Annotated in this window: 11 protein-coding genes and 2 pseudogenes; 8 read left to right on the top strand and 5 right to left on the bottom strand. The window is 69.5% G+C overall.

Annotated elements, in window-relative coordinates:
* Positions 1–249 precede the first annotated feature (249 nt).
* Positions 250–609, top strand: a pseudogene (locus tag ABZ490_RS22450) (ISL3 family transposase); the annotation flags it as partial.
* Here the strand turns inward: ABZ490_RS22450 and ABZ490_RS22445 are convergent.
* Positions 608–895, bottom strand: coding sequence for a DsbA family protein (locus ABZ490_RS22445; protein ID WP_358992653.1), 288 nt, complete (start codon positions 893–895; stop codon positions 608–610). The pseudogene ABZ490_RS22450 and the gene ABZ490_RS22445 overlap by 2 nt on opposite strands.
* A gap of 210 nt (positions 896–1,105) precedes the next feature.
* Positions 1,106–2,083: a hypothetical protein gene (locus ABZ490_RS22440; protein WP_358992651.1), complete on the bottom strand. Its 978-nt coding sequence runs from the start codon at positions 2,081–2,083 to the stop codon at positions 1,106–1,108.
* An 86-nt stretch (positions 2,084–2,169) separates the two neighbouring features.
* Between ABZ490_RS22440 and ABZ490_RS22435 the strand changes: the two are divergent.
* A pseudogene (locus ABZ490_RS22435) lies at positions 2,170–2,523 on the top strand (transposase); the annotation flags it as partial.
* Between the two features lie 119 nt (positions 2,524–2,642).
* Here the strand turns inward: ABZ490_RS22435 and ABZ490_RS22430 are convergent.
* The 3 genes from ABZ490_RS22430 to ABZ490_RS22420 all read right to left on the bottom strand — a co-directional run bounded on the left by ABZ490_RS22430 (position 2,643) and on the right by ABZ490_RS22420 (position 6,314).
* Entirely contained in the window at positions 2,643–4,103 is a 1,461-nt protein-coding gene (locus ABZ490_RS22430) for an aldehyde dehydrogenase family protein (protein WP_358992649.1), read from the bottom strand.
* A gap of 81 nt (positions 4,104–4,184) precedes the next feature.
* Entirely contained in the window at positions 4,185–5,291 is a 1,107-nt protein-coding gene (locus ABZ490_RS22425) for an NAD(P)-dependent alcohol dehydrogenase (protein WP_358992647.1), read from the bottom strand.
* Between the two features lie 177 nt (positions 5,292–5,468).
* Positions 5,469–6,314: an IclR family transcriptional regulator gene (locus tag ABZ490_RS22420; protein WP_358992645.1), complete on the bottom strand. Its 846-nt coding sequence runs from the start codon at positions 6,312–6,314 to the stop codon at positions 5,469–5,471.
* A gap of 143 nt (positions 6,315–6,457) precedes the next feature.
* On the opposite strand from ABZ490_RS22420, the gene ABZ490_RS22415 reads away from it, so the two are divergent.
* Genes ABZ490_RS22415 through ABZ490_RS22390 form a run of 6 tightly spaced genes read left to right on the top strand, consistent with a single transcriptional unit; the run spans position 6,458 to position 12,756 of the window.
* Positions 6,458–7,798 (top strand): ABC transporter substrate-binding protein, encoded by a 1,341-nt coding sequence (locus tag ABZ490_RS22415; protein WP_358992643.1) that lies wholly within the window; start codon positions 6,458–6,460, stop codon positions 7,796–7,798.
* Positions 7,795–8,571: an ABC transporter ATP-binding protein gene (locus ABZ490_RS22410; RefSeq protein WP_358992641.1), complete on the top strand. Its 777-nt coding sequence runs from the start codon at positions 7,795–7,797 to the stop codon at positions 8,569–8,571. The genes ABZ490_RS22415 and ABZ490_RS22410 overlap by 4 nt, the downstream gene beginning before the upstream one ends.
* Complete coding sequence (locus tag ABZ490_RS22405) at positions 8,564–9,331, top strand: ABC transporter ATP-binding protein (protein WP_358992639.1); 768 nt, start codon at positions 8,564–8,566, stop codon at positions 9,329–9,331. Before ABZ490_RS22410 ends, ABZ490_RS22405 begins: the two co-directional genes overlap by 8 nt.
* On the top strand, positions 9,328–10,206 hold the full coding sequence (locus ABZ490_RS22400) for a branched-chain amino acid ABC transporter permease (protein WP_358992637.1): 879 nt from the start codon (positions 9,328–9,330) through the stop codon (positions 10,204–10,206). The genes ABZ490_RS22405 and ABZ490_RS22400 overlap by 4 nt, the downstream gene beginning before the upstream one ends.
* A complete protein-coding gene (locus ABZ490_RS22395) occupies positions 10,203–11,249 on the top strand; it encodes a branched-chain amino acid ABC transporter permease (RefSeq protein WP_358992634.1) in 1,047 nt (348 codons plus the stop codon). The genes ABZ490_RS22400 and ABZ490_RS22395 overlap by 4 nt, the downstream gene beginning before the upstream one ends.
* A gap of 4 nt (positions 11,250–11,253) precedes the next feature.
* The gene (locus tag ABZ490_RS22390) at positions 11,254–12,756 is read left to right on the top strand and encodes an aldehyde dehydrogenase family protein (protein ID WP_358992632.1); all 1,503 of its coding nucleotides are present in this window, start codon (positions 11,254–11,256) and stop codon (positions 12,754–12,756) included.
* Positions 12,757–12,794 lie beyond the last annotated feature (38 nt).

Raw genomic sequence — 12,794 nt, 5'->3', positions numbered from 1 at the left:
ACCTCTACCTCTGCCTGGAGCGGGCACGTCGTGTGTCTCTCTTTCCCCCCCGCCCGAACATCCCCTCGCCCCACCCCGCACGAGCGGCAAAACCCTTGCAAGCTCCGCGGCCCCGAGAACGGAGCTCCGGCTGCAGGATCCACCACTTCCCCAGCCGCAACTCGTGTCCGGTGACGACTGGGGGATCTGTCAACCGTTCGGTCCTGTGTCACTTTCGGTGGTGCCGGAGTGTCGTGGCGCGTCGTTGGCATTCGTGGAAAGGATGTCAACGAGCTTGTCCAGATGGTGTTTTCGGGCCTGCTCCCGCTGGTCATGGACGACGTGGTCGACGAGGGTGAGCGGATCGCGGTGCGGGCGAGGGCGCCGCAGGACATGGCGCCGTGTCCGGTGTGCGAGGTGCCGTCGGGACGGGTGCATGGCTATCACTGACGGACCGTGGCCGACGTACCGATGGACGGGCGGCGGGTGGTGGCCCGTGTGCCGGGTGCGGCGTCAAGTCAAGGCCCTACTGGAGGAGTTAGCTGCCCGGGCCGGGGCACGCTTGCCGGCGATACTCGCGGCGGCATCTCGCGTCACACGGCTCCGCGTACCCTGTTGCGCATCCCGCTTACGCTGAGGTGTCGGCGAACACGTCACCTGCGGCAGCGGCAGCGAGGCCGACGGCGGAGGCCAGTTCCCTGAGCCGTTCGGCGTCGTTGAAGACGGAACGCTTCTTGGCGTAGTTCGCGTGATAGAGGCGATCGTTCAGAGCTGCCTGCTTGCCGTGCTCCTTGGCGAAGTGGAGCAGGCGGTGCATGTTGAAGGTGCTGCCGTGGTCGCGGCCCTGAGCGCGGTACTCGAGACCTTCGGCAGCGGCCTGTGCGTGGATGTTGTCCTCGACGGTCTGGGCCCGCACCTTGCCACCCCGTACTTCTTGCTGAGCATGGTCAGGAAGGCTCCCACGTTGTCTTCGGCTTGCTCCGGCTCCGGTTCGCAGAACCGGTAGACGACCGTGACGGCAGCGCGGTGCCGGAAGGCCGCGAGAGCCGGCTCGAAGCGGGCCTGTTCGCGCGGACACTCACAGATAATGGGATGGGCGACACTTCCGAACCCGGGGCTGCCGTCGTCAGTCGCCGGGGCCGAGGGGTTCGTCCGTGTACGGCCACGGATCGTTCCGTCTGTCCGCAGACATACCGTCAGATTCGGTGCAGACCACAGCGCCGTCCGAGGTGTGGTAGTGAAAGTCGGGCATTCGCCAGGTGTACGAGCCGGTGCATCCGCCCTCGTCCGGCCGGTCTTGCCGGTGCAACTCCAACAGGTCGTCGAGACCGCCGGAGTAGTACGAGTGACTGTTCAACCCAAGCGGCACCGGCACCATCCCGCCCTTCTCGTACACGAGCTCCCTCGTCTTTGTATCCCACACCACCAGTTTCCACCCCCCTCTCGGCAGCCAGGCAGTCCCGTCCTCCACGAGGTGAAGGACGACAGGCAGCCCGTCACCCTCGTAGATCTCCGCCCAGCCATCGGGTGTACGAGCAGCCATCGTCCATCCACAGGCCGACAGTTGCTCCGGCATCGGGCGGGCCTCGGCTTCGTCGAGTTCTTGCGAGAGAGTGGAATGCGGTCGCAAGAACAGGTACTCCGTGGCTGCGCCGAGCTTCGTCGCTTCGTGGCGATACCGTGAATTGGCCAGACGCCCGTCTCTGTCGACCTGACGCGTCACCAGCCAGGAGCCCGGGACGGCACGCCGCCACCGGCGCCGGAGAGCGCTTTGGGCCAGCACCGCGCAGAAGTGTTCGCCGTCGTGGGTTTCATGCACCTCGATGGGCTGGTTCGACCGCACGCGGTGCAGCAGCCGGAACGTTCGGCCGCTGTGGGAGCCCTGGTACTCGATGGTGTAGTCCGCGGTGAGCCGTCGTACCGTCCACTCGCTGTCACGGGCCGCCATCGACTGTCCCCCATCCGTAGCCGTGGAACTCAGTATGTCCATGACTGCGGTCATGCCCAGAGCAGCAACTGCATTGCCCTGCTGCCACTTCCGGCAACCTGGAAACCATTGCAGACCGGGGCCGGTACGGGCGTGTGTGCGGTCACTGTCGATCATCGTGAGCTGTGTGGACCAACGTAGAGACGGTTGCCGCGGGCCACGACATGGATCCTGCCCGTTGGCGGGTTGCGTTCGCGGGTCTGATGGGCCGCATCGCGGGCCGCTTCAGCCGGGTCGAGCCCCGTCGGCGGGCGGGGCGGCTGGTGCTCGGTCTGCTGGCGGATCTGCCGTGCAAGAACTGCTGGACCATCGCCGAGTGGGCCGGGGATGCCACCCCGGACGGTATGCAGCACCTGCTCGGCCGGGCCAAATGGGAGGCCGACCAGGTACGCGATGACGTGCGCAAGTACGTGGTGGAACACCTCCACGACGACCATGCGGTGCTGGTCGTCGACGAGACCGGGGACGTGAAGAAGGGCATGAGAACGGTCGGAGTCCAGCGTCAGTACACCGGCACCGCCGGCCGGATCGAGAACGCCCAGGTCGCCGTTTACCTACGGAGGCACGGTCGAGGTGGACACCTTCAACCCGCAGGTCTGACCCGTCAGGACCACGACAACGCCCGTCCCTCTAGGGGTGAGGTGCGGGCGTTGTGTCCGGTGCCGGGGCGGACGGATCAGAAAGGATAGTGGGCCTGCTGGGTCGCGATGGTCACCCAGCGGGTGTCGGAGAACGCCTCGATGCCCCACCGTCCGCCGAACCGACCGTATCCGGAGGCCTTCACGCCGCCGAAGGGCGCCTGGGGCTCGTCGGCCACGGACTGGTCGTTGATGTGGACGATACCCGTCCGGACGCGACGGGCGACGCTCAGCCCGTGGGTGGCGTTCTCGGTGATGATGCCGCAGGTCAGACCATGGTCGGTGTCGTTGGCGAGGGCCACGGCCATGTCGTCGTCGCCGAACGTCTCGATGACGCAGACCGGTCCGAAGGCCTCCGCGTAGTACAGGTCCGCTTCCTTGGGGACGCCGGTGAGCACGGTCGCCGCGTGCACCGCGCCTTCCGGCCGCCCGCCGCCCGTCAGCACTGTGGCGCCCTTGGTAACCGCGTCCTGCACCAAGGCAGCGACGCGCTGTGCGGCGGAGGCCGTGACCAGCGGGCCCACCACGGTGTGCGGATGGGTGGGGTCCCCGGCCTGGAGGGAGGCGACCTTGGCGGTGAACTTCCGGGTGAACTCCTCGGCCAGCGATTCGTGTACGAGGATGCGGTCGCCGGACATACAGATCTGCCCGGAGTTCATGAACACGCTGAAGGTGACGGCGCCGACGGCGTAGTCGACGTCCGCGTCATCCAGGACGATCACCGCGTTCTTGCCGCCCAGTTCGAGCACGGCCGGCTTGAGGTGGTTCGCGGCATGGGTGCCGATGATCCGGCCCACCCCGGTGGAACCGGTGAAGTTCACGGCGCGCACCCGGGGGTCGGCGATCAGCGCTTCGGCGATCTCGGCCGCGTCCTCGCGGGCGTTGGTGACCACGTTGAGTACCCCGTCGGGCAGTCCCGCCTTACGCAGCACGTCCGCGACGAGCAGTCCGCAGGCGATCGGCGCGTCCTCGCTGGCCTTGACGACGAGCGTGTTGCCGGCGGCGAGCGGCGCGGCCACGGCCCGGACACCGAGGATGACCGGAGCGTTCCACGGCGCGAACGCCGCGACCACGCCCAGCGGTTCCCGCACGGCCAGGCCCAGCGAGCCTTCCTCCTGCGCGCTGAGCACCTCACCGCGCGGAGCGGTGATCGCGGCGGCCGCCTCCCGCAGGATGTTGGCTGCCAGTGCCACGTTGAAGAATGCCCAGGGGCGGGTGCCACCGGCCTCGTGGGCCATGATCTCGGCCACCTGCTCGGCACGGGCGTCCAGCAGATCCGCCGCCTTGAGGAAGATCGCGCGACGGGCGAAGGGCGCGAGCGCGGCCCATGCGGGGAACGCCGCGTCGGCGGCGTCCACCGCCAGGGTCACGTCCTCCGGCCCGGCCGCGGCGACGGTCGCGTAGACCTCGCCGGTGTAGGGGTTGATGTCCTCGGCGGTGCGGCCGGAGAGGGCGGGTACGTCCTTGCCGCCGATGAAGAGTTCACGGGTGAGAGACATGAAAGGGCTACTTTCGGTACGGAGCAGTCAGGGCGGACCAGGAGACCTGCGGTCGCACGGCGGACCGGGGCGCTGCGGGTCTCAGGCGGGCATGCGGACGATCGGCTTGATGACGTCTCCGGCGTACGAGGCCACCAGCGCCTGCTCGATCTGGTCGAAGTCGAACCAGGTGACGAGGCGTTCCATGGGGAAGCGGCCCTGGCGGTACAACTCGATGAGGGCGCCGATGAGTGGGGTGCTGCGGCCACCACCGCCGAGGACTCCGACGATCCGCTTGCCCCACAGGGTGGTGAGGTGGTCGAGGGTGAATTCGGCTCCGGCCGGGGCGCCGCCGATGAGTGCGCAGGTGCCGAGCATGCCGACGGAGTCGGCGGCCTGGCGTACGACGGAGATGATGCCGGTGCACTCCAGGGCGTTGTCGGCGGGCCCGCCGCAGATGTCGTGCACGGCGGCGACGGGGTCGGTGTCGGTGGCGTTCACGGCGTGGGTGGCGCCGAGCCGGGCCGCCAGTTCCAGGCGGGAGGCGTGCCGGTCGACCGCGATGATCGTCGTGGCGCCGCTGTTGCGGGCGGCCATGACGGCGGCCAGTCCCACCGAGCCGGTGCCGTAGATCACGAGGCTGGAGCCGGTCTGCGGGCGCAGGGTGTTCAGTACGGCACCCGCCCCGGTGGACAACCCGCAGGCGAGGGGGCCGAGCAGGTCGAGCGGGACGTCGTGCGGTGCCTTGACCAGGCTGTTGGCCCGGGTCAGCGCGTGCGTGGCGAAAGACGACTGGCCGAAGAAGTGTCCGTGCACGGGGCTGCCGTCCGGGCGGCGCAGGGCCGAGGCCCCGGTCCCCGGCCGGACTCCGCCGACGAGCAGCTCGCCGAGCCGGGCGCAGTAACGGGGCTCACCGGCGAGACAGTTGCGGCACTCGCCGCACCAGGGCCAGCCAATGACGACATGGTCGCCCTCCCGTACCGATGTGACGCCCGGACCCACCGCCGCCACGACACCGGCACCTTCGTGGCCGAGCACCCCGGGGGCGGGGAAAGGCAGATCACCGTGACGCGCCAGGCCGTCGGTGTGGCAGACGCCGGTAGCCACGATCCGTACGAGGACCTCACCCACCTGCGGCTCTTCCAGCTCGGCCTCCTGGAGCTGGATCGGGCCGTCCTGCTTTTCGAACACGGCGGCTTGGATACGCATGGCGGCCTCCTGGGCACAGGGAACAACTCTGTTCGCCTGGTGAAGAAAATTCCACAAACTGCGACGGCGCGAGTTTGCGCCCGTCCGGAGTCGGTGTCAATGAAGCGCGTGTCCGATGTTCCACATGCGGCGACTACCGTTCCAGTATTTCGAACATAGTCGCCTGGACTTCTCGGGTCAGGCCTGCGGCCGGTGCCCGAGACGGGTGGAGATCTCCGCCGTGGTGCGCCGCAGGGGAGCCTCCAGTCGCGACATCACCGATTCCACCGAGGTGTTCCACACCGTGAGGTGCACCGCGACATTGACCGCGGCCACCACGGCGCCGGACCGGTCGCGCACCGGCGCGGCAAGGGAGCGCAGCCCGGGCGCGAGTTCCTCGTCGTTGAGCGCGAACCCGGTGCGCCGGACCCGGGCCAGCGCCACCATGAGCTGCTCCCGGGCGGTGATCGTCTTCGGTCCCCGCCGGGCGAGGTCCGTGCGGTCCACCAGGTCGCGCAGTACGGCCGGCTCCTGGTGGGCGAGCAGGACCTTGCCCATCGAGGTGCAGTACGCCGGCAGGCGTGAGCCGACGTGCAGATGCAGGCCCATGGCGAAGGTGCCCGCGCGGCCGCTGCGCCGCCGGTCGACGTACACGATGTCCGGGCCGTCGAGCACGGCCATGCTCACGGTGTAGCCGGTCTCGTCCGACAGGGCCTGCAGGAACGGTCCGGCGACACGGGTGATCTCCATGGAGTTGATCGCCGCGAAGCCGAGGTCGACGACCCGGGGCCCGAGGGAGTACTTGCGCGACTCCGGATCCTGCTGCAGGTAGCCGAGCTTGGCGAGCGTCGCCACGTACCGGTAGGTGGTGCTGCGGTTCAGGCCGACCGCCCGGCCCAGGTCGGAAATGCCCAGTACGGGGCGGCTCTCGCTGAACGACGAGAGGATCAGCAGCCCGCGTTCCAGGGACTGGGAGAACCCTGCGGCGGCCGCCTTCGGGGGCCTCGCCGGGTCCTCGGCGTCCTCGGCCGCCAGGGGGGTCATGGGCTCGTCGGATCCCGACGACGGTGTCCGTGAAGTCATGCCGCATGGTAGCGCCGCATGTTTCAGCTATTAGAACGCCGCGTTGACTTTCGTGACGGCCGCTCCTACGTTCCCCCCACCTTTGGTTCACCAGGAGGGCAAACATGCCTAAGTCTCCTATGTCCGAACCGTCTCCCGAACCCAGCAGACGCCAGATTCTGCGCACGGCGGGACTCGGTATGTCCGGACTCGCCCTGGCAAGTCCGCTGCTCGCCGCCTGCAAGGTCGGCAGCGGCGACCAGGGCGACAGCGGCGGATCGGCCACACTGAAGATCGGTTTCGTCAGCCCGCGCACCGGCCCCGCGGCCGGTTTCGGCGAGCCGGACGCGTACGTGCTCAGCCTGGCCCGCAAAGCGCTCGCCGACGGCCTGACCATCGGCGGCAAGAAGTACGCGGTCAAGATCATCGACAAGGACGGCCAGTCCAATCCGCAACGCGGATCCCAGGTGGCCAACGACCTGATCAACGCAGAGGGCATCGATCTGATGCTCACCACGTCGACACCGGAGACGGTCAACCCGGTCTCCGACGCGTGCGAGGCCGCCGGCGTCCCGTGCATCTCCACCGTCGTCCCCTGGGAAGCCTGGTACTTCGGCCGCGGAGCCGAGCCGGCCCAGAAGCAGGCCTTCCGGTACACCTTCCACTTCTGCTTCGGCGTCGAGCAGTTCCACCAGGCGTACACGCATCTGTGGCCGCAGGTGAAGACGAACAGGAAGACCGGCGTCATGTGGCCCAACGACTCCGATGGCAACGCCATCCGCCAGGCACTCGGGCCGCTGCTGCGCAAGGACGGCTACGACATCGTCGACCCCGGCGCCTACACCGACGGCACCAACGACTACTCGTCGCAGATCGCCCGGTTCAAGTCCGACAACTGCGAGATCTTCAACACCTTCCCCATCCCCTCCGACTTCGCCACCTTCTGGCGGCAGGCGGCGCAGCAGGGCTACAAGCCCAAGATCGTGCAGGTCGCCAAGACGGGCCTGTTCCCCTCGCAGGTCGAGGCCCTCGGTTCGATAGGCATCGGTATCGCGGGCGGCGCCTACTGGACCCCGACCTTCCCCTACAGCTCCTCCCTCACCAAGATCTCCTCCAAGGACCTCGCCGACGGCTACCAGAAGTCGTCCGGCAAGCAGTGGACCCAGCAACTCGGCCCCAGCCTCGCCCTGTTCGACGCCGCCGCGGCCGCCCTCCAGGCCGCTACCGATCCCCGGGACAAGAAGGCCGTCGCCAAGGCCATCGCCGGTCTCGACGTGCAGACCCCGGTCGGCAGGCTCCAGTGGGGCAAGGGGCCCAACGCCAACGTCGTCGCCACCCCCATCCTCGGCGGCCAATGGGTGCAGGCGGCCAAGGGCAGTCCCTACAAGCTGGACTTCGTCCTGTGCGAGAACTCGTGCGACCCCAACGTGCCCGTCGCCGCGCGGCTGCGCCCCTACACCTCATGAGCGCCGTGGGCACCCGGGCCGCCGGCCCCATGAGGACGGAGGGGCCTGAGCCCGTCCTCGTAGGGGCCGGCCTGACCCTGAACTACGGTGACCTGCGGGTCCTGGACGGCGTCGACTTCCGCGTCGGTGTCGGCGAGGCGGTCGGCATCGTCGGCCCCAACGGCGCCGGCAAGACAACCCTGTTGAACGCTCTGGCCGGATCGGTCACACCAGACCGGGGCACCATCCACCTCGAGGGCCACGACATCACGTCGATGCGACCGGAGTTGCGGTGCCGTCAGGGGATCGGGCGGGCGTTCCAGATCCCGCGCCCCTTCGGCGGGATGACCGTTCTGGAGAACGTCCTGGTGGGCGCCTCGTACGGCACCCGGCTGCCGCGGCGCGCGGCCCACCAGCGGTGTGTAGAGGTCCTGGAACTCTGCGGTCTGATCAACCTCGCCAACCGGCGGGCCGAGAACCTCGGCCTGCTGCACCGCAAACGCCTCGAACTCGCCCGCTCCCTGGCGACCGACCCGAGCGTCTTGCTCCTCGACGAGATCGGCGGCGGCCTCACCGACGCCGAGGCGGCCGAACTCGTCGGCACCATCAAGCAGTTGCGGACGCTAGGCGTCAGCATCGTGTGGATCGAGCACATCGTCCACGTACTGGTGCAGGTCATCGACCGCCTGGTGTGCATGGACGCCGGAAGGGTCCTCGCCGAGGGCGAGCCCGAGGCGGTTCTGCGCGACGCGCATGTCGTTGACGCCTACCTGGGAAGGGGCAGCCATGGCTGACCTGCTGCACGTCGCCCACCTCGACGCCCGCCACGGACTCCTGCCGGCGGTACGGGACCTGTCGCTGACGGTGTCCGACGGGGAGGCCGTCGCCCTGGTGGGCGCCAACGGGGCCGGAAAGTCGACCTTGTTGCGCACCGTGGCCGGGGCCCATCCGGCCGCCGGGGGAAACGTCACCTTCGACGGGAACGACATCACCGGCCTGCCCGCGCACCGACGCGTGGCGCGTGGCCTGTCCCTCGTTCCCGAGGGCCGCAAGCTCTTCCCCGACCTCACCGTCGAGGAGAACCTGCTCGTCGCCGGCCGGCGCGCCAGGCCCGGGCCATGGAGCGTCGACACCGTCCTGGACGCCTTCCCGCTCCTGCGGCCGATCCGCCGCAGAAGGGCGGGCAGCCTGTCCGGCGGCCAGCAGCAGGCCACATCCATAGGCCGCGCCCTGATGACCAACCCCAGACTGCTGCTGGTCGATGAGGTCTCCCTCGGCCTCGCACCGGTCGCCGTCGACTCCGTCTACCAGTCACTCACAGCCCTCATCACCGACGGCGCCACCGTCGTCCTGGTCGAGCAGGACCTCAGCCGCGCGATGGCGGTCGCCGACCGCGTGGTCTGCATGCTCGAGGGCCGCGTCGTCCTCGACGCCTCCGTCGGCGAGACCACCCGCGATCAGGTCACCGACGCCTACTTCGGCCTCGGCCGCCCCGGCGCCGCCTCCGCCCCGGTCGGCACACCGGCGGCCCACCCCACCCCGGAGCGGACATGAGCTGGATCAACGCCCTCGTCCAAGGCCTCTTCCTCGGCGGCCTGTACGCCCTCTTCGCCTGCGGCCTGTCCCTTCTGTTCGGCGTCATGCGCATCATCAACCTCGCCCACGGCGACCTGGCCGTCCTCGGTGCGTTCGGGGTGTGGTGGATCTCCGACCGGGCCGGCGTCTCACCGTTCCTGGCACTGCTCGCGGTGCTCCCGCTGATGCTCGCCCTCGGCTACGTCCTCCAGCGCACCGTCCTGGCCCGCAGCCTGCGCGGCGGAGAACTCACCCCCCTGCTGACGACGTTCGGACTCGCCATCGTCCTGCAGAACGTCCTGCTGCAGCTCTTCTCCCCGGACGTGCGCTCCCTGGGCCCGTCCGTGGGCTCGCTGTCGACCGGCAGCTGGAAGATCACCGACCAGCTGTCCGTCCCCTACCTCGGCGTGCTGATCCTCGCCGTCGCCGTCGCCGTCCTCGGCGCACTGCAGTTCCTGCTGCAGCACACCGGACTCGGCCGGGAGATGCGCGCCACCGCCCAGGACCCCGACACCGCCGCGCTCGTGGGCGTTCCGGCGGCGTCCGTCTACGCCCGAGCCGCCGCGATCGCCGTCGCGGTCGCCGCCCTGGCCGGCACCTTCCTCGCCGTCCACTCCACCTTCGACGCCTCCAGCGGCCCCACCCAGCTCGTCTTCGCCTTCGAAGCGGTCGTCATCGGCGGCCTGGGATCCCTGTGGGGCACGCTCACCGGCGGCGTCGTCCTCGGCATCGCCCAGACCCTCGGCGCCCAGATCGACCCGCAATACGCGATCCTCGCGGGGCACCTGGTGTTCCTCGTCATCCTGGCCGGCCCCCGCGGCCGGTTCATCGCCACCCGGAGAGCTCACGCATGACCACAGCAGCCGCCCCCGCCCCGCCCGTCGCATGGTCCGTCCAGCGCGCCGGCCTGGCGTCCCGCATAGGTTCGAGTGCCCTGGTCCTCGTCGCGATCGCCCTCTTCGCCGTTCCCCAGGTGCTCGGCGCGAACGTCGTCCAGCAGCTCACCAGCCTGCTGGTCTTCCTCATCCTCGCCGTCATGTGGAACGCCCTGGCCGGTTACGCCGGGCTCGTCTCGGTCGGCCAGCAGGCGTTCATCGGGTTCGGCGCCTACGGCACGGTCTACCTCACCCAGCGCGGCATACAGCCGTACCTCGCCGTCGTCCTCGCCGCCCTCGCCTCCGCCGTGCTCGCGGCGCTCCTCTCCCCGCTCGTCCTGAGACTGCGCGGCGGCCAGTTCGCCGTGGGCACCTGGGTCGTCGCCGAGGCGATCGCCCTGTGCGTCATGCTCGACCAGAGCCTCGGAGGCGGAACCGGAATCTCCCTCCAAGGGCTGAGCGGCTACGCCCCCGAGGTGCGCCGCGCCTTCACCTACTGGCTCACCCTCGGCTTCGCCGTCCTCCTCCTCGTCCTGCTCTTCCTTCTGCTGCGCCACCGCACCGGAGCGGCACTGCAGGCGATCCGGGACGACGAGGACGCCGCCGCCTCACTCGGCGTGCGGGTCCGGCCGCTCAAGCTCATGCTGTTCGTCCTGGCCGGCTTCGGATGCGGTGCCGCGGGCGCCCTGACGCTCGCCAACACGCTCTTCATCCAACCCCAGTCGATCTTCGGGGTGCAGTGGTCGGCGTACATGATCTTCATGGTGCTGGTCGGCGGCATCGGCACCTTCGAGGGACCGATCATCGGCGCCGTCCTCTTCTTCGCCGTGCAGTACTTCTTCGCCGACCAGGGGGCCTGGTACCTCATCGGGCTCGGCCTGACTGCCGTCGCCTTCGCTCTCTTCCTCCCCCGCGGGTTGTGGAGTCTGCTCAACGACCGGTTCCATGTCCAGTTGCTACCCGTCGGTTACCATCTGCGGCGACAGGGAGCCCGTCCACAGTCGTCGAAAAGGGAGACTTGACCAGGTGAACGTTCCTGACCCCACGGCCGCGGACGCCGCCCGACCGGATCTCCCGGTCACGGTACGCCACCACATCGGCGGCGAATGGACCGAGCCGCTGGGCGGAGGAACCTACCCCGACCACGACCCCTGGACAGGGTCCGTCATGGCGACGGTCGCCGCGGGCGACGCCGAGGACGCCCGCCGGGCGGTGGACGCCGCCCAGGCGGCCTTCGCCGGGTGGGCCGAAGCGCCGCCGGCCGAGCGACAGCGGATCCTGCTGCGGGCGGCTGACATCCTCGAACGCCGTCGCGAGGAAGTCATCGGCCTGCTGACGAGGGAGACGGGATGCGGCCGCCACTACGGGACGGTCCAGCTGAACTTCAGCGTCTCGCTGCTCCGCCAGGCCGCCGGACTCCCCTACACCGCAGTCGGACAGGTGCTGCCCTCCGACATCCCCGGCACCCGGGCGCTCGCCGTCTGTCAACCGGTCGGAGTCGTCGCGGCCATCGCTCCGTGGAACGCCTCCCTGGTGCTGTCCGGCCGCAGCATCGTCGGCCCGATCGCCCTCGGCAACACGGTCGTGCTCAAGCCGTCCGAGGAGTCCCCCCTCACCGGCGGCACTCTCTGGGCGGAAATCTTCGCCGAGGCCGGGCTTCCTCCGGGCGTTCTCAACGTGATCACCCACGCCCCCGGCGACGCCGGCGCCATGGCGGACGCGCTCCTTTCCCATCCCGCGGTGCGCCGCGTCAATTTCACCGGCTCCACACCCACCGGCCGCCGCCTCGCCGAGACGGCCGGCCGCCACCTCAAGCGCGTCGTCCTTCAGCTCAGCGGCCAGAACCCCCTCCTCGTCCTCGCCGACGCCGACCTGGCCTATGCGGTCGACGCCGCGATCTACGGCGCGTTCGTGCACCAGGGGCAGGTGTGCATGTGCGCCCGCCGTATCTACGTCGAGCGGCCGGTCGCGGAGGAGTTCACCCGCCTGTTCACCGAGAAGGCGGCGGCGCTGCCCGTCGGTGACCCTCGCGATCCACGCACCGTGGTCGGACCGGTGATCAACAAATGGGCGCTGTCCCTCCTGGACCGCCGCGTCGAGGAGGCCGTCTCGATGGGCGCCCGCCTGCTGACCGGGGGCACGGCCGAGCCCCCGTGTTACCCGCCCACCGTCCTGACCGACGTCCCCGAGGATGCTGAACTCGCCTTCGATGAGACCTTCGGTCCGGTCGTGATCCTGGAGACGGTCGACGACGCCGACCACGCGGTGGAGCGCGCCAACTCCTCCCGCTACGGGCTCACCGCGGGCGTCCTGACCAGCAGCGCCCATCGTGGACTGGACATCGCCCGCCGTCTCGAGGCGGGGATCGTGCACGTCAACGACCAACCCGTCAACGACGAGCCGAACATGCCCTTCGGCGGGGTGAAGGAGAGCGGCTGGGGCCGCTTCGGCGCGGGTTTCGCGGCGCAGGAATTCACCGAGCTGCGCTGGATCACGCTGCGCGGGGAACCTCGCGAATTCCCGTTCTGACGGGACCGGTAGTTCCACAGCTGGACCTCGGAACCGTT

This window comes from Streptomyces sp. NPDC005811 (genome assembly GCF_040630405.1).
In the GTDB taxonomy this organism is placed as follows: Bacteria; Actinomycetota; Actinomycetes; order Streptomycetales; family Streptomycetaceae; genus Streptomyces.
This window is presented reverse-complemented; position numbering and strand designations above follow the sequence as displayed.